Raw genomic sequence first — 17,053 nt, 5'->3', positions numbered from 1 at the left:
AAATAGATGTTTTTTATACACGTTTTACTCACAATTTATCCCAGATTTTTCTAGAATTTGATTTTTCTTGAACAGAATTTTCGGGGATAATTATTCATAAAATCAGCAAGTTAAGTTGATTTTCGATGCTCATATTTCGCATATTTTTAAGCAAAACGTCCCTTCGTTCGAAATGAGCAAAATATGGCGATTTTTGCTCGTTTTTCGCCTTCAATATTTAGTTTTCGCAGATGTTAACATTTTGTTTTGTTGATTTCAAAACAAAAACCCAAACAAATGGGCAACATTATACAATTATGTAAAGCACAAAACTAAACACAAGCAGTCGTTTATATATTTGAATAGCATAATTTAAAATTAAAAACACAAATCAAAATCACGAAAAATCGATGATTATACAAAGGCAATTTTAATAACATAAGTATATAATAATCAACATGTTATATAAAAATACTCATCTTTTCCGTCAAGAAATAGGAGGGTATGGACGAGGCATTTTGCATAATACACCTTTAATTCACATTTTATTTGTAAATAACTGAAATTATTCCAGATAGTTATAAAAAATCATTCTACAAATGGATTGTGTACACATTGTCGCTTTTGATTTGTAAATGAATAAAAAATTTCGTTTTCACTGATTTGAATTTACAAATAAAAATAATTCAAATTTCAAAACTTTGATTCTTGAAACAAAATTTTTTCAAAAAGATTTGGAAGTTTAATTTTTTTGCTTTACTTTTGTAAACTGAAACGAAAAACGGCAAAAATGCCTCAAAAACGACATGAAAGATAGAATTCGACAACTGATGGAGTCACAACACATGACTCAGCAGACATTCGCTCAATTTATTGAAATGTCTCCGGCATCATTGAGCAGTATTTTTAATGGACGCACAAAACCAACTTTGAATACGGTTGAAGCGATTCGAAAAAAAATTCCGACTATCAGTATTGAATGGCTTATGTTCGGAAAAGAGCCGATGTTCCTCGACGATGTTGGTGGAAAATCTGCACCTGAACCAGCCCATGACGGAATGGGTGACCTATTTTCCAGCGTAGAAAATAAAGTTTCCTCCCCTGTCCAAGAGCAAGGGTTGAATGTTTCAAAAGGAAATAGTGGCACCCAGAAGCCCTCTTCGAAGGAAGAAGTGCTGTATGTAGAGCGTGCTGCCCGGCAGATTACCGAGATACGTGTATTCTTCGATGACCAGACTTATGAGTCGTTCACGCCGAAGAAGTCGTAGCGCATGATTATTCAAGACAATTATTATTCTGATATAAATTAGTTTTCATTTTCTGAAACCCGGCAGATTCCACACTACCCAGTGGTGTTGGAATCTGTTTTTTTATGTTTCTTTCATTGCATTATCTGTGTGAAATTTTTGCCCTTGGGTGTTGAATTCTGCTCATTTCTGTTGTTTTCAATGCCGTTGTCACCTTCGATTGTTTATCCCCGTTTTTGCTTTCGTTTTTTATTAATTCTTCTCTTTCGGATGAGAAAAGGTTTTCCTTTTGCTCGCTTACCCGGAAATTTTTCGTAAATTTGCGGAAGAAATGTATAGAAACGTGTATGTCGGAGAGATACCTATTTGTTTCTGGTTACATTTTTTCCTTTTGCTAATAAATATATTAAGGTGATGAAATATATCTTAGATTTGAACGTGGTAACGGTAGAGCACCTTCACGAACGATATGTGCTCATTCGTCTGACGCATGAGAAGCCTTTGCCGCCGATGTTGCCAGGACAGTTTGTAGAGGTTCGTGTGGATGGTTCTCCAACAACGTTTCTGCGTCGTCCTATTTCCATCAACTGGGTGGATGAGCAGCGCAACGAGATGTGGCTGTTGGTGGCGGTTGTCGGTGACGGTACGCGCACTTTGTCTTCACTCCGTGCTGGTGACCGATTGAATTGTGTGTTGCCGTTGGGTAACACATTTACACTTCCCGACGCAGCCTCTCCCCGTCTGCTGCTTGTCGGCGGCGGTGTTGGAGTGGCTCCTTTGCTTTTTATGGGTAAGCGGATAAAGGAGGCGGGTTTTGAGCCCACTTTCCTTCTCGGTGCCCGTTCGTCGAAAGACTTATTGGAACTGGATAGTTTTAAGTCGTTGGGACGTGTGTTTGTGACGACGGAAGACGGGAGTGAGGGTGAACGGGGTTTTGTGACCGACCATTCGCTTCTGTGCAAGGAATCTTTTGACCGTATTGCCACCTGTGGTCCTCTACCGATGATGCAAGCTGTTGCTCGTTATGCGCACAAGGCGGGAGTTGAGTGTGAGGTCTCTTTGGAGAACAAGATGGCTTGCGGCATTGGTGCCTGTCTGTGTTGTGTGGAAAAGACGACATCGGGCAATGTGTGTGTATGTAAAGAAGGTCCTGTAATCAATACAAAGAAACTGACATGGCAGATTTAAGTGTAAGAATAGGTGCGTTGGAGTTGAAGAATCCCGTGATGACGGCTTCGGGAACGTTCGGTTATGGTGTTGAGTTTGCTGACTTTGTTCCGTTAGACGAGTTGGGAGGCATTATCGTAAAAGGCACGACACTCCATCCGCGCGAAGGAAACGATTATCCGCGCATGGCTGAAACGGCTTCGGGTATGCTCAATTGTGTGGGACTTCAGAACAAGGGTGTAGATTACTTTTGTGAACAGATTTATCCGCAAATAAAGGATATTGGCACGAACATGATTGTCAATGTCAGCGGTTCTTCGCTGGATGATTATGTGCAGTGTGCCGAGCGGATTGGCGAGTTGGAGCATATTCCGGCGATTGAGTTGAATATTTCTTGTCCGAATGTGCGCCAGGGCGGTATGGCATTCGGTGTCACTTGCGACGGAGCGGCAAGCGTTGTCCGTGCCGTCCGCGAGCATTATCATAAGACTTTGATAGTGAAGCTCTCTCCTAACGTGACTGATATTGCGGAGATTGCGCGTGTTTGTGAGGCAGAGGGTGCTGACAGTGTATCGCTCATCAACACGCTGATGGGAATGGCTGTCGATATTGAGCGCCGCCGTCCGATGTTGAGCATCAACACTGGCGGTTTGAGCGGTCCTGCGGTCAAGCCTGTTGCCCTGCGCATGGTGTGGCAGGTGGCTAAGGCGGTGAAGATTCCAGTCATCGGTCTTGGTGGAATTTGTAGTGCTACGGATGCGATTGAGTTTCTCATGGCGGGTGCCACAGCCATTCAGATAGGTACAGCTAATTTCCTGGATCCGGCAGTCACCGTCAAGGTGCGCGACGGAATCAACGACTGGCTGGATGCTCACGGCTGTCGCTCGGTGTGGGACATTATCGGGACACTTGATGCCTGATGGTTGCGCATTTTTCCATTTAAGTCCTCTCCGATAGGTCGGAATTCCGGCTGTTGAAAGGGGAAAAAGAAAAAGAGCGATCAAAAGGATCGCTCTTACCAACACAAAAACTAAACTAGACTTAACTGATTTTCGGATTTTCACAAACCCAGAAGAATCGTTTGCAAATATACGAATTATTTTTTAAATCCAATAATTTTATAAGAAAAAGTTTCGGAAAAGTGCGTTTTTTTTAGTTATTTAACTATTTTCGATAGCAAATAGAAGTCAAAAACCGTCATTGCTGCCATTGCTTCGACTATCGGAATGGCGCGTGGAACGACACATGAATCATGTCTTCCGTGAGCTTCGAGGGTGGCAGGTTGTCCCGTTGTGTCGAGGGTTGGTTGTGCCGTCATGATGGTGGGCACAGCCTTGAATGCTACTCGGAAATAGATGTCTTCTCCGTTGCTGATGCCTCCTTGTATGCCTCCGCTGTGGTTGGTCAGTGTCCCGATGCGCCCGTTTTTGTTGACGAACACGTCGTTTTGTTCACTTCCCCGCAATCTGCAGGCGTTGAATCCCTCTCCGTATTCGAATCCTTTGGCTGCATTGATACTCATCATGGCGTGTGCGAGTGCGGCATGCAACTTGTCGGTTTCCGGTTCTCCAAGACCTGCCGGGCATCCTTTGATAACGCATGTGGCGATGCCTCCGATGCTGTCGCCTTCCTTTTTCATTTTCATGATGAGTTCTTCCATCTGCTTGGCTTTCTCTGCGTCCGGGCATCTCACGTCGTTTTGTTCCGTCATCGACAGGTCGTACTGGGTGTAGTCGCCTTCAAGTCCGATGTCTCCTATTTGTGAGGTGTAGGCTTGGATGGTGATTCCTGTTTGGCGCAGTGCCAGTTTTGCCAATGCGCCTCCCACACATCTGCTGATGGTTGTTCGTGCCGATGCCCGCCCTCCGCCCCGATAGTCGCGCGTACCATATTTATATAAATAGGTAAAGTCGGCATGTGAGGGTCGTAACAGGTGGCGTATTGCTTCGTAGTCTTCTGTTCTCTGGTTATTGTTGCGCACAATGAATGCGATAGGAGTGCCTGTCGATTTGTTTTCAAACACTCCGCTGAGCAGCTCCACCTCATCAGTCTCGCTTCTTCCGGTTGTCAGTTGGCTTTGTCCGGGTCGTCGCCGATTGAGTTCCGCTTGTATGAAACTGACGTCGATGTCGATTCCCGGCGGCATACCGTCAACCACTCCCCCGATAGCTTCTCCGTGGCTTTCACCGAAGGTTGTCAGCGTAAAGATATGTCCGAACGTATTGCTCATTGTCGTGGTGCATTGGTAGAGACTGTAATAAGTGTGTGTCAGTGGCAGTGTCCGCAGCCACATCCGCATCCGCCTTCTTTCTCGTGTTTGCTGCCGCAATCGCCTTGGCAGTCGTCACATCCGCATCCTTCTCCGCTCATGTGTGCCAGCATGCTTTGAAGTTCATCGTTGGTGGCTTCACGCGTTTCAACAACTTTTCCTTTGAAGTTGAGTTCCTTTCCTGCCAGCGGATGGTTGAGGTCGATGCGCACATCGTCGTCGTTGATAGCCACTACGCGTCCGAGGAAGCGGTTTCCGTCTTCGTTCTGGAGGGGCACGACGGCATCGATGTAGATATTGTCGTGGTCAAAGTGTCCATTGATGCTGAAAATCTCCTTGCTCAGGTTCACCACTCGCTCGTCGTTATATGCTCCGTAGGCTTCTTCGGGCGACAGGATGAAGTCAAATTCTCCACCTTTTTCCAGCGGTTCCACTACTTTTTCAAATCCTTCGATGGTCATTCCCAGTCCACTGATAAAGACAAACGGCTTGTCGGCGTTGGTTTTTTCTATCAGGTGCGGCTTGCCGTCTTCCACGATGTAGAGTTGGTAGTCAACTGCGATGTACTTGTTGATTGTATCCATGTTTTTTTGTTTTTTATTTTTCTTGTGTGCAAAGGTAAGCAAAATAAATGATAGTTATTGAAAAAAGCGAAAAAAACGGCATCTTTGTGTTTTTCTTTCCGGTGATTTAATTTGTGTGTCTCGTTTTTTTTTATTTATTTTGCAGAACAGATATAGTATTCATTTGATAAGTATTCAGCAATGAGATACCTCTTGATATGCCTGGTATGCGCATTGGGAGTGTTGCGTTCCGGTGCCCAGCGTCCTGTCTTTGAGAAGATGTCTTCGCTGGTTCGTGAATTAGCCTTGCGGGACCATGTGTCGCAGAAGAAGGTTTTTGGGAAGAAATCTTCTCCCCGCATCTGTGCGTTTGTGCGTATGGATTCGGAGGGCGAACGCGCTTTCGGCGAGAACGGCTGTCGGGTGTTGGCACAGGTTGGCGACATTTATATTGCCGACATTCCCGTTCATCGTCTTTCGGCGTTGTCCCGACATACCGGCGTGAAGCGTATCGAAGCCAATCGCAGCCATTCGCTTGTCATGGATTCCACTGCCATCCATCTCAATACGCAGCCGGTTTATGAGGGAACCAATCTGCCGCAAGCCTATACGGGCGAAGGGGTGGTGATGGGAGTTGTCGATGTGGGCTTCGATGTGACGCATCCTAATTTCTTCGATTCCACGGCAAGCCGTTACCGCATCAAGCGTTTCTGGGACCAGTTGTCCACGGACACGGTCGGCAGTGCCTTGTATGTAGGTGCCGATTATACGACGGAAGAGGCTATCCGGGGCTATGCCCATTCGCGCGACGGACTCATCCAGACACATGGCACCCACACGCTGGGCATCGCTGCCGGCAGCGGTTACGATTCGCCTTACCGCGGCATGGCATACGAGAGCGACATCTGTATCGTGAACAATGCCGTTTCGAGCGACATTGCGCTGATTGACAGTGCCGACATTTACAAGTACACCTATGCCACGGATGCGTTGGCTTACAAATACATTTTCGATTATGCAGCGTCGGTAGGGAAACCTTGTGTCGTCTCCTTCAGCGAGGGCTCGTCGCAGGATTTCCGTGGCGACGACCAGCTTTTCTATGAGATGATAGAAAACCTGACAGGTCCCGGCAGAATCTTTGTGGCGGCAGCGGGCAATGACGGCGGCAGAAAGACTTATTTCCGTAAGCCGCAGGGCACGGAGAGCATGGGTGCATTCTTCTATTCCGGTGGCAATGTGGTCAGCTTTACAGCCAAGTCGCAGTCGTCGTTTGCCATCCGAACGACCATTTACGAGACGCCGCGCGAAGTGAAAACAGTTAGCACTGCCGAAGTCCTTTCCTCGCCCGATTCGATTTATACGGACACGCTTGTGGCAGGTGGCAGGCAATACGTCTTGACGGTTACTGCCTATCCTTCATGTTATAACCCTTCGGAGACGGCATACGATTTCTATCTCAGGGGCGATGCACGCCTCGGAATGGAGCGCGAGATATCGGTAGAACTGGTCGGAACCGATGCCGACGTGGAACTGTTCAAGGGCTCGGGCTATATCTCTGCCAGCGCAACGAATCCCTCGTTGGATGCCGGCGAGATGGTTTGCAGCATCCATTCGCCGGGAAGTGCGCCTGCGGCAATATGCGTCGGCGGCACTGCTTATCGCACGGGGGTAGTCAATTATCAAGGCGTTTATCGCCCTTACAACATGGGAACGGGTGGCATCCGCTACCGCCACTCGTCGGTCGGTCCCACGTATGACGGACGCACGAAGCCCGATGTGATGGCACCGGGTGTGAACGTCATCTCGTCTTACAGCAGCTATTATCTGGAAGCGAATCCTACCGCCAGCGACATTGCCAGCGATGTGGTTCATTTTGACTATAACGGCAGGACGTATGTGTGGAATGCCAACAGCGGGACGTCGATGTCAACGCCAGCCGTTGCAGGAGCTATTGCCTTGTGGTTGCAGGCGAAGCCGACACTGACGCGCGAAGAAATCATCGGTGTGTTCAGCCGCACGTGCAAGCGTTACGACCCAGCATTGACTTATCCCAACAATTATTATGGGCATGGCGAGATTGATGTCTATCGCGGTTTGCTTGATATTCTGGGGATAACCGCCATAGAGGGAGTGTCGCAACAGCATACACCGGCGCGCATCGGACTCCGTGCGGGCGGCTTGCTGACGATTGAGACGACCGAACCGGCAGCCCGTCTGTTCACGGTGAGAATCTATTCCGTGGGTGGAATGCTGCTCCATACGGCGCGGATGTCAGCCGGAAACACCAGCTATTCGCTCGATTTGAGCCGTTTGCCGTCAGCCGTCTATGCCGTGCAGATAGATGGCCATCCAGCCATTGCCGGTTCAACCCTCATCCGTTTGTAGGCGGCGAACAACCCTATATATAATATGTGAGGATATTTCCCTGACATATTCAAATGAAAAAACCCTATTTTTAGGTATTGCACGTTATTTTTTTATGCCCTATCTTTGCACTCGGAATCCTCCATTGAGGATGTGAGTGTGACGAAATCATTCGCGTAAAATGATCATATATTCATAATGTTTTTGTATTAAAAGGAAAAGGCTGTCGCGAAGACAGCCTTTTTTTGTTGTTGGAAAGCGCATCTTTCTGCCCATCATCGTCAGACTTTCTGCATCCCGTTTCGCCACCGTCGATTAACAAATCAACTTGATTTGGTGTCCAATTCAACTTGATTTGCTTTGCGAAAGTTGAACTTGTAAAAAACAAATTCAGTGAATTTACTCATCAAATTCAGTGAATTTGGTGACCAATTTCAGTGAATTTGGTTTGCGAAACGCTTACTTTTGCGCTTCGCTATTTGATAAATGATAAATAATAAATGACAAATATGTCTTATAGTGCTGCCGATGCAGGTGTTTCGGGTGAGTTTTGCGTTGCGTTACTTGTTCGTGATGCGGAAGTATTTGTCGAGTACGAGCAGCGAGATGAGGTCTTCCCGTTTCTTGTCTTTGAACTGTGCTACGTATTCGTTGGCGTGTCTGATGATGGCTTTTGCCTCGTCGGGGTGTGCGATGTAGTAGTCCATCTTTTCAATCAAGTCGGAAAAGTCGGGCTTTATCTCGATGTAGTGGAAGTCGGGGATGAGCGTTCCCTCCATGAACCACGTCTCGTAGGTGGGGCGGGGCATGACGGCTACGGAGTTGGACGACATGATCCACCTCAGGTTGCTTGCCACGTCGTTGCCTTCGAGCGAGAGGATGAACTTGTATTGCAGGTGGTCTCTCAGCGTGAGCAGTTGTCCTTTCCATTCCGGTTTGGCATCGTCTGTCGAGGCTGCATCCACCTTCGGGTGGCTGAAATATTTCTCAAGAAACTCCCATCGGTTTTTGTTGCTTTTGATACCGCCTCGGAATATTGCCATGTCTTTTTTCTCCTCGAACTCCATATGGTCGTTGAGGAAGACGAAGTGGCGCACCTTGTCGAGTTTCATGACCACCGAGTTGCGGTTGTCGCCTTCGATGGGTCGGCTCTTGACAATCATCGGTATCTCGGGCACTTCGGTGATATCGCCGAGCAGCATGGCATATTTGAGGTGCTTGGGGAACCATCGTGCATACTCCATCGTGTCGAGGAAATAGACCGACGGGTGGGTTCGTTTCTGGCTTCTGACAGGCAATGCCGCCTTTTTCCATGCCTCTTGGTCAATCGCGCAGTCAGCGGCAAGCTTGTTGTAGTAAGCCACGCGTGAGAGGATGTAGTCCTTGTCGTCGCGCTTGTCCAAATCCTTCAGTTTGCCATCGAGCCATGGTCGCAGCAAGACATGGGGGAAATATGTCTTCGTATAGGCATTGATATAATACTTATATTTGGGGTTCTTCCCATTTTTGAGTAAGTATTTGAATCGATGTAGTTTCATAGTTGTCAACAGACGACAGATGGCTCTGCTGTCAGATTTCTGTATGTTTTTTTGAATGTTTGTTCAATAAATGCGCACAAATATAGTAAAAGAGACTGAAAAAAAATCAGTAATGCAGGATTTTTTTTGGATAAAAGGCTGTATTTCTTACGAAAAAGTCGTATATTTGTATGCGAATTAAATCTCGAAGGATGAAAGACAGTACCTCAAAAGGATTTATCTCACACAAATACTTGAATATTAAAAAGCGTGACGGATTCGCTCTTTAATGCTTTCCGTGCAGCCTCGGAAAAGGTTGTGCGGAGTTGTCAGGCTGCATGGTCAGCCCCCTCTTTTTATCAATTTCCCCGATACATTATTTATTAACTTCATAAAGCAAATACTATGGAATTACCATTTGCAGAATCTTGGAAAATCAAGATGATTGAACCCTTGCGCAAAAGCACGCGTGAGGAGAGAGAACAGTGGCTCAAAGAAGCCCATTACAACGTGTTTCAACTGAAAGCCGAGCAGGTGTATATCGACTGCCTGACCGATAGCGGTACGGGTGCGATGAGCGACCGCCAGTGGTCGGCACTGATGCTGGGCGACGAGAGCTACGCCGGCGCTACCTCGTTCTACAAGTTCGAGGAAGTCGTGCAGCGCATCTTCGGCATGAAATATGTCATTCCCACCCACCAGGGACGTGCTGCCGAGAACGTGCTCTTCTCGTATCTCGTGAAAGAAGGCAATGTCATTCCAGGCAATGCCCATTTCGATACGACGAAAGGACACATCGAAAGCCGCCACGCAAAGGCGATTGACGTGACCACCGACGAGGCGAAAGACACCCAGTTGGAAGTGCCGTTCAAAGGCAACGTGTCATTGGAAAAACTCGAAAAAGTGCTCGTAGAGAACAAGGGCAACGTGCCCTTCATGGTGCTCACCGTGACGAACAATACCGTCGGCGGACAGCCCGTCAGCATGAAGAACATCCGTGAGACCTGCGAGCTCTGCCACAAGCATGGCGTTCCCGTGGTGATGGACTCAGCGCGCTTTGCCGAGAACTCCTATTTCATCAAGACCCGCGAGCAGGGATATGCCGACAAGACCATCAAGGAGATTGCCCGCGAGATGTATAGCTACGTGGATGCCATGACGATGTCTGCCAAGAAAGACGGTATCGTGAACATGGGCGGCTTCATCGCCACCAACAACGAGGAGTGGTTCGAGGGCTGCAAACTCTATTGCATCCCCTTCGAAGGCTATATCACTTACGGCGGAATGAACGGTCGCGACCTCAATGCGCTGGCAGTGGGACTCGACGAGAACACCGAGTTCGAAATGCTCGAGACGCGCATCCATCAGGTGGCATATCTGGCAAAGAAACTCGATGAGTATGGCATTCCGTATCAGCGTCCGGCAGGTGGACACGCCATCTTTGTGGATGCCGACAAGGTCTTGACGCATGTGCCGAAAGAAGAGTTCCCCGCACAGACACTGACCTGCGAGCTCTATCTCGAAGCCGGCATCCGTGGCTGCGAAATCGGCTATATGCTTGCCGACCGCGACCCCGTTACCCGTGAGAACCGTTTCGGCGGACTCGACCTGCTGCGCCTGTGCATCGCCCGTCGTGTATATACCGACAATCACATGAATGTCATCGCCGCAGCCTTGAAGAACGTATATGACCGTCGTGAGAGCATCACACGTGGTGTCGCCATCGAGTGGGAAGCACCGCTCATGCGCCACTTCACGGTGAAGCTGCGCCGTCTCGGATAAGAGGCTTTATATGGCGTTAGCGGAACTAAGAAACTGGAAAAATAACAGATGACACTTATGAAAAAAACACTTTCAGACCGCCAGTTGTTGCTCTGTGCCTGTGCTTGTTTAGAGGCACAGGGCGACTTGCGGCGTCTTGACCCAGCCATCCGTCGCGCTTTGGATGGCGGTGTGACCATCAACGAGCTGAAGGAGGCTTTCTCCCAACTCTATGCCTACACGGGTTTTCCCCGCTCACTCAATGCCTTGGGCACGCTTGAGAAGGTGCTTGCCGACCGCAAGGCTCAGGGTATCGCCGACAGCGAGGGCAAGCCGTGGAAGCGTCCGGAAATTTGGAACGATGCGGCACAGGCATTGAAGCAGGGAACGGAGGTGCAGACGTTGCTCGAGGGCGGCATTCCGTGGGACTACGACTTCTGTCCGCAGAACGACTATTACATGAAGTCGCACCTCTTCGGCGACGTCTTCGCCAGCGACCAACTCAAGGCTTCCGACCGCGAACTCGTCACCGTGTCAGCCCTCAGCGGCATGACGGGTGTTGAGCCCCAGTTGGAAGGTCATAAAGAGTGTGCCGTCTATATGGGCAACACCAAGGAGCAAGTGGACGAGCTCTGCCAGTGGCTCAGGGAAGAAGGCTACAGTCTGTAACCGGCAGACAAGATGGTCATCTCAAAGAAAAGTGAAACAAATCAAGTGTCAACTCTAAGAAAGCATTGAGAAAATGAAGATCGTAAAGTACATGTTGTTAGTTGCTTTCGCCGCCTTCTTCGCTTCCTGTTCAGATGATACGGAGGTCATCACGGTGGCATCCAAGCGTGCCTGTTATTGCGATTTCACGGGAAAGGTGGTCCCCACCTTTATATATAAGACGGGGAACAACGGTGCCTGGAAGACCGCGAGCGAGATCAACGGCTTTGTCTATGAGCCCGGATATGAATATGTCTTGGAAGTGACATGGCATGAGAGAGACCCGAGGGTGCAGGATGCGGCGTCGAGCTATATGCAGGTGGAGCGTGTAGTCTCCAAGACACAGAAGGAGACCACTTTCCCTTCGACCTTCCAAATGAAAATCTACGACGAGTCCTGGTCGGCACAGAAGCCATGCGAGGAAGTCTTTGGCAATGATTGACGACCGCCATTTCTGATGATCAATGTGGTATAACAACGGGAGCCGCCTCTCAGTCTGAGAAGCGGCTCCCGTTGTTATATCTACCCAGTCGGTGGTTAAATCTCGCCGTCGCCGTAGATGAATCCCTGCTGTGCGGCAGCAAAGTCGAACACCTCTTCCGGACGGAAGAAACGTTTCAGTTCGATGGCTGCATTTTCAATAGAATCTGATGCGTGGACGATGTTCTGCTGGTTGCTCATCGAATAGTCGCCACGGATGGTGCCGGGAGCAGCCACACGGGCATTCGTCGCACCTGTCATCGTGCGTACCACCTGCACGGCATCCACACCGCGCAGCGCCAGAGCCACTACGGGCGACACCTGCATCGACGCAGCGAGGGCAGGGAAGAAGGGTTTGTCCACGAGGTGTGCATAGTGCTCACGCAATATCTCATCGCTCAGTTGCATCATTTTTAATCCTACAACCTGCAGTCCGCGACGTTCAAAACGGTTGATAATCTCACCCATTAGGTTGCGCTGTACGCAACTGGGTTTCAGTAATACGAGTGTTGTTTCCATAAAATAATATTATAGTGTAGTTATGATTGATATTCTTAATCAGTTTTTCGGCTTATACCCGTTGTATCGTTCCAGCGCCTTCAGGCAGATGTCCTCGTAGGGCAGTCCGAGTTTGTCCATCATGTTTGGAAACACCTTGAAGAAACTGCAGTAGTAGAGTGCGAGGAACTTGTAGCCGTCGATTGTCCGCTCGGGCATGTTCTGGATGGTGTAGCGCCCGTTCATCCTCACGCCGTTGTGCCAGAGGGCAGCCGTCTCCATGGCTATCATGCGGCATTTGCCGATGCTGATGGTGTCGAGATACTCCATGACGACCGTCATCTCCGTGAGCAGCCGCTCCGGGTCAATCACGTCCGGTTCGTCGCTGACGGTCGGCAGGTCGGCAGACTGCTTCGTGGTCTCCTTCGCATCCTCCTGCACTGGTTCGCCACTCGATGCCTGTTCCTGTTCCCCAATCATTTCGAGTGGGGAGAAGAGCAACTGCTCCGACGAGTCCTCCGTATGTTTCTTTTTCTTCTTAGCCATGGCGATTTGCGGTGCAAAGTTAGTGCAAACTGAGTGAAATACAAAAAGAATCTCATTCTTTTTTATATCCGAAGTACAGCCTAACTTGGACGTCAGTCAAAGTTAGTGCAAACCGAAGACAATACAAAAAGAATCTCATTCTTTTTTATATCCGAAGTGCAGCCTAACTTGGACGTCAGTCAAATATACGAATAAGTGAGGACAGTGCAAAAGAAAAGTTATTTTCTTTTCATTGTCGAACGAGAGTATTTTATACAAAGATTAAAAAATCTGCTTGAATTTACACATTATTATAATAATATAATAGAAAAAAATCGTATCTTTGCCTTCGAGTTGTGCGCCTCAGCGGAGACGAACAACCATTTTGAGGAAAAATAATAACATAGCGTTAGTGCTATTCGGTATGTCCCTGAATCTCGCAAATTCAACAGACATTATACCGCCTAATAAGACTAACGTCTACGCGATAGCGTGGACGGCTTATCTGGTATAATGGGTATGCGAGAACCAAGGGACTAAGATAAGTGTCAGTTGCGCTTTTCTTGTCCTTAGGTTCTTCAAATCCATCATCATCCGAGATAGTCCTTTCGCTGCTCAAATCTATTGCGTAGATATGTCAGACATACCTATCTCGTCCCACTTCTTTACTAACCGTGGTGGGAATACGTTGATGAAAGAGTTTGAGGGCATACTCCAGAACAACCCTCAAGTGAAGAATCTTGATGCCGTCGTGGGTTTCCTTCGTGCGTCGGGCTATTTTGCTTTGCGTCCCTTTTTGGATGGCATCAACAAGGTGCGCATCCTTATTGGTATTGATGTAGACAAGTATATTGCCCGTGGCCATCAGAAAGGCATGCTGTTTATGGGTGCAGAAGAAGAAGTGAAGGAAGAATGTCTGCAACTCTTGAAGAAAGACATCGAACAGTCGCATTATAATAAAAAGGTGGAGGACGGCATGCTCCAGATGCTCCAGGATATGATTGACGGCAAGCTGGAGCTGCGCGCTCATCCTTCGAAACGCATACATGCCAAGTTCTACATCCTCTATCCCGACAACTTCAATCAACATACCTTTGGCGCAGCTATTACGGGTAGCAGTAATCTCAGCGGTAATGGTCTTGGTATTGGTGACGACAAGCAGTACGAGTTTAATGTGAAGCTAACGCAATACGAAGATGTTGCTTTTGCCCGTCATGAGTTTGAACTGCTTTGGGACGAGGCAAAGAATGTTGCTATCGACGCAGAAGACTTCAAGGCAACTCTTGATGATACGTATGTCAAAGAAGATGTGTCGCCCTATGAGCTCTACATCAAGATGCTTATGGAATATTTCTCCGATCGTGTCTTGGCTATTGACAACGATGATCCATTTGATATGCCCGACGGCTATTCTAAGTTAGAGTATCAGACTGATGCTGTCATCGAGGGCTATCAGAAGCTGATACGCTACGACGGTTTCTTCCTTGCCGACGTGGTAGGTCTTGGCAAGACGGTCATTGCTACGATGATAGCCAAGAAGTTCCTCATCGAGAATGGTCGCGACAACACGAAGATACTTGTTGTCTATCCACCTGCCGTTGAACAGAACTGGAAGACAACCTTCAAAGACTTCAATATAGATAAGTATGCCCGTTTCGTGACGAACGGCAGTCTGTCGAAAGTCCTTGACGAAGACAACTACGACTATTGGAATGCTGACGAGTATGACTTGGTACTTGTCGATGAGTCGCATAAGTTTCGTACCCATACCACAGGTGCCTTCCAGCAGTTGCAGGAGATTTGCAAGATGCCACGCATCAACAAAGGTAATATTCCCGGATATAAGAAGAAGGTGATGCTCATCTCTGCTACTCCGATGAACAATGCTCCTGTTGACTTGTACAATCAGATTCTGATGTTCCAAGACCCTCGTCAATGTACTATCGACGGTGTGCCCAATCTTACCGCATTCTTCTCTCCCTTACAGGTGGAATTCCGTAAGTTTCGCAAGCAGGACGATTTCGATATCAAACAGTTTAAGAAACTTGCTGAGCGCGTCCGCGACAGAGTTATCAAACCTCTCACAGTCCGTCGCACTCGAACAGACATAGAGAGCATTCCCCGTTATACGAAAGATGTGAAAGGTTTCCCGAAAGTTGCTGACCCTATAAAAAAGGATTACGAACTGAACCCGCATCTTGCCAGCCTTTTCGACGATGCAATGACCATAATGGATAAAGGACTCAACTACGCTCGCTATAAAGCTATTGCTTACTTGAAGCCAGAAGCTGCTCCTGGACTCTACGACAACGCAGAACTTATCAGCCGCAGTTTGGCAGGCATTCGCAAAAACGGAATGGTGAAACGATTGGAGAGCAGTTTCTATGCCTTCAAGATTTCCGTCGAGAACTTCCGTCAGGCAAATCAGAATATGATTAGTATGTGGGAGAACGATCGCATCTTCATAGCTCCAGATATGGATATCAACAAACTCTATGAGATGGGTTATACCGACGATGAGATAGAGGAAAAACTAAACGAGAAGGCAGAAGAAAATCCGAAGAATGCTGTATTCAAACGTGACGACTTCCAGCCGGAATACATCGAGCTGCTGCGCCAAGACCAAGAACTGCTCGACCATATGTGGTCACAATGGGAAAACATAGACGACGATGATGACTCTAAGTTTGCCAAGTTTGAACAACTCCTTGCCGACGAGCTGTTCGATAAGGACAAGAACCTCGAAGGCAAGTTAGTGGTATTCTCAGAATCGGTTGATACCATAGAATATCTGTCGCGGCGCATCCATCGCAACGATGTGATGGTTATCTCTGCCAAGAATCGCGACCAGCAGTTCAAGACCATACGCGAGAACTTCGATGCCAACTGGAAGCAGCAGAAGAACGACTACAACATCATCCTTACTTCCGATGTGTTGGCAGAAGGTGTGAACCTGCATCGTTCTAACATCATCATCAACTACGATACTCCTTGGAACTCAACCCGTCTGATGCAACGTATAGGTCGTGTCAATCGTATCGGCTCTAAGTCGGATACCATATATAATTATGTGTTCTATCCTTCGCGTCAAGGTAACAAACAAATCAAACTCAACCAGATTGCTTTGAGCAAGATACAGACTTTCCACACCACGTTTGGCGAAGACAACCAGATCTATTCAACAGACGAGATTATAGACCGTGATTTGGATAAACTGTTCAAGGAGGGAATAAAGAAAGAACAGGAAGACCGCAACCTGGAATTGCCGTTCTATGAGGAGTTGCGCTCACTTTACCAGCAGAACCGTAAGGAGTACCAGCGCATAGAAAAACTATCTCTGCGTAGTCGTACTGGAAGAGAGAAGCGAGAAGTGGAAGGCACCTTGCTTGCAGACTCAACCCTTGTGTTCCTGAAGACTAACTTCCGCAAGTTGTTCTACCTTGTCAACGACCAAACGGCAAGTGAATTATCTGTGCTTGATGCTCTCAAATATTTCAAGGCTACACCACAAGAAAAAGCAGTAGCAAGAATAGCACAACATCATGACCATGTTGAGAAGGCTGTGAAGAGTTTCCATATAGCCAAGGTGAAAGAGATGCAGGAAGAGGAATCCAATCAGAACCAACGTAGCAACCTTGGTGCTCAGGTGACGACAGCTGTCAGTCTTATCAACAGCATGTTGCCACATGTGCAAGACGATGAGGTGTATGTCAAACTGGTACAGTTGAAGAAACTGACAGAACGAGGCACCATCACCCTCATAGCCAAACGCTTGCAACGCATACAAAAAGACCTGATGCGTCAAGGTGGCAGCAAGGCAAAGATGACCTTCGACGAAGCCCTGAAACAGGTACTCATGATGGCAGACAAGTATAACGCCTACTATCGGGACACACAAAAGGCAGAAGAGGAATCGGAGCCAACCATCATCCTATCCGAGAGTTTTCAATCATGAATTATCAATTATCAATTAAC

At 47.7% G+C, this 17,053-nt stretch carries 13 protein-coding genes; 8 read left to right on the top strand and 5 right to left on the bottom strand.

What is annotated here, in order from left to right; translation table 11 throughout:
- The first annotated feature begins 785 nt into the window (after window positions 1-785).
- The 3 genes from GRF55_RS07985 (at window position 786) to GRF55_RS07975 (ending at window position 3,313) form a co-directional block, all read left to right on the top strand.
- A complete protein-coding gene (locus tag GRF55_RS07985) occupies window positions 786-1,247 on the top strand; it encodes a helix-turn-helix transcriptional regulator (RefSeq protein WP_220367915.1) in 462 nt (153 codons plus the stop codon).
- A 390-nt stretch (window positions 1,248-1,637) separates the two neighbouring features.
- A complete protein-coding gene (locus GRF55_RS07980) occupies window positions 1,638-2,414 on the top strand; it encodes a dihydroorotate dehydrogenase electron transfer subunit (RefSeq protein ID WP_220367914.1) in 777 nt (258 codons plus the stop codon).
- The gene (locus GRF55_RS07975) at window positions 2,402-3,313 is read left to right on the top strand and encodes a dihydroorotate dehydrogenase (protein WP_220367913.1); all 912 of its coding nucleotides are present in this window, start codon (window positions 2,402-2,404) and stop codon (window positions 3,311-3,313) included. Before GRF55_RS07980 ends, GRF55_RS07975 begins: the two co-directional genes overlap by 13 nt.
- 236 nt (window positions 3,314-3,549) lie before the next feature.
- Here GRF55_RS07975 and aroC read toward each other — a convergent pair whose 3' ends face one another.
- Window positions 3,550-4,623, bottom strand: a complete 1,074-nt coding sequence (gene aroC, locus GRF55_RS07970) for a chorismate synthase (RefSeq protein ID WP_220369666.1) — start codon at window positions 4,621-4,623, stop codon at window positions 3,550-3,552.
- 38 nt (window positions 4,624-4,661) lie between these two features.
- Window positions 4,662-5,246 carry a peptidylprolyl isomerase gene (locus GRF55_RS07965; RefSeq protein ID WP_220367912.1) on the bottom strand — a complete coding sequence of 195 codons (585 nt, stop codon included), beginning with the start codon at window positions 5,244-5,246 and terminating at the stop codon, window positions 4,662-4,664.
- A 180-nt stretch (window positions 5,247-5,426) separates the two neighbouring features.
- Between GRF55_RS07965 and GRF55_RS07960 the strand changes: the two genes are divergently transcribed.
- Window positions 5,427-7,610, top strand: a complete 2,184-nt coding sequence (locus GRF55_RS07960) for a S8 family serine peptidase (RefSeq protein ID WP_220367911.1) — start codon at window positions 5,427-5,429, stop codon at window positions 7,608-7,610.
- 539 nt (window positions 7,611-8,149) lie between these two features.
- Here the strand turns inward: GRF55_RS07960 and GRF55_RS07955 are convergent.
- Window positions 8,150-9,127, bottom strand: a complete 978-nt coding sequence (locus tag GRF55_RS07955) for a glycosyl transferase family 90 (RefSeq protein WP_220367910.1) — start codon at window positions 9,125-9,127, stop codon at window positions 8,150-8,152.
- Between the two features lie 384 nt (window positions 9,128-9,511).
- Here GRF55_RS07955 and GRF55_RS07950 point away from each other — a divergent pair, with 384 nt between their 5' ends.
- From GRF55_RS07950 to GRF55_RS07940, 3 genes are all read left to right on the top strand, one after another.
- A complete protein-coding gene (locus tag GRF55_RS07950) occupies window positions 9,512-10,888 on the top strand; it encodes a tryptophanase (RefSeq protein ID WP_220367909.1) in 1,377 nt (458 codons plus the stop codon).
- 57 nt (window positions 10,889-10,945) lie between these two features.
- Entirely contained in the window at window positions 10,946-11,536 is a 591-nt protein-coding gene (locus GRF55_RS07945) for a carboxymuconolactone decarboxylase family protein (protein WP_220367908.1), read from the top strand.
- Window positions 11,537-11,609: 73 nt separating this feature from the next.
- A complete protein-coding gene (locus tag GRF55_RS07940; RefSeq protein WP_220367907.1) occupies window positions 11,610-12,017 on the top strand; it encodes a DUF4377 domain-containing protein in 408 nt (135 codons plus the stop codon).
- A 95-nt stretch (window positions 12,018-12,112) separates the two neighbouring features.
- Here the strand turns inward: GRF55_RS07940 and ndk are convergent, their stop codons facing one another.
- Both ndk and GRF55_RS07930 read right to left on the bottom strand, forming a co-directional pair.
- On the bottom strand, window positions 12,113-12,574 hold the full coding sequence (gene ndk, locus GRF55_RS07935; RefSeq protein ID WP_220367906.1) for a nucleoside-diphosphate kinase: 462 nt from the start codon (window positions 12,572-12,574) through the stop codon (window positions 12,113-12,115).
- 39 nt (window positions 12,575-12,613) lie between these two features.
- Window positions 12,614-13,099 carry a hypothetical protein gene (locus GRF55_RS07930; protein ID WP_220367905.1) on the bottom strand — a complete coding sequence of 162 codons (486 nt, stop codon included), beginning with the start codon at window positions 13,097-13,099 and terminating at the stop codon, window positions 12,614-12,616.
- A gap of 613 nt (window positions 13,100-13,712) precedes the next feature.
- On the opposite strand from GRF55_RS07930, the gene GRF55_RS07925 reads away from it, so the two are divergent.
- A complete protein-coding gene (locus GRF55_RS07925) occupies window positions 13,713-17,033 on the top strand; it encodes a helicase-related protein (protein ID WP_255563762.1) in 3,321 nt (1,106 codons plus the stop codon).
- The last annotated feature ends 20 nt before the right edge of the window (window positions 17,034-17,053 follow it).

Origin of the sequence: Prevotella sp. Rep29, from assembly GCF_019551475.1 — a bacterium.
Lineage (GTDB): Bacteria > Bacteroidota > Bacteroidia > Bacteroidales > Bacteroidaceae > Prevotella.
Note: the sequence above shows the minus strand (reverse complement) of the source record. Positions and strands in the feature narration are given on the sequence as shown.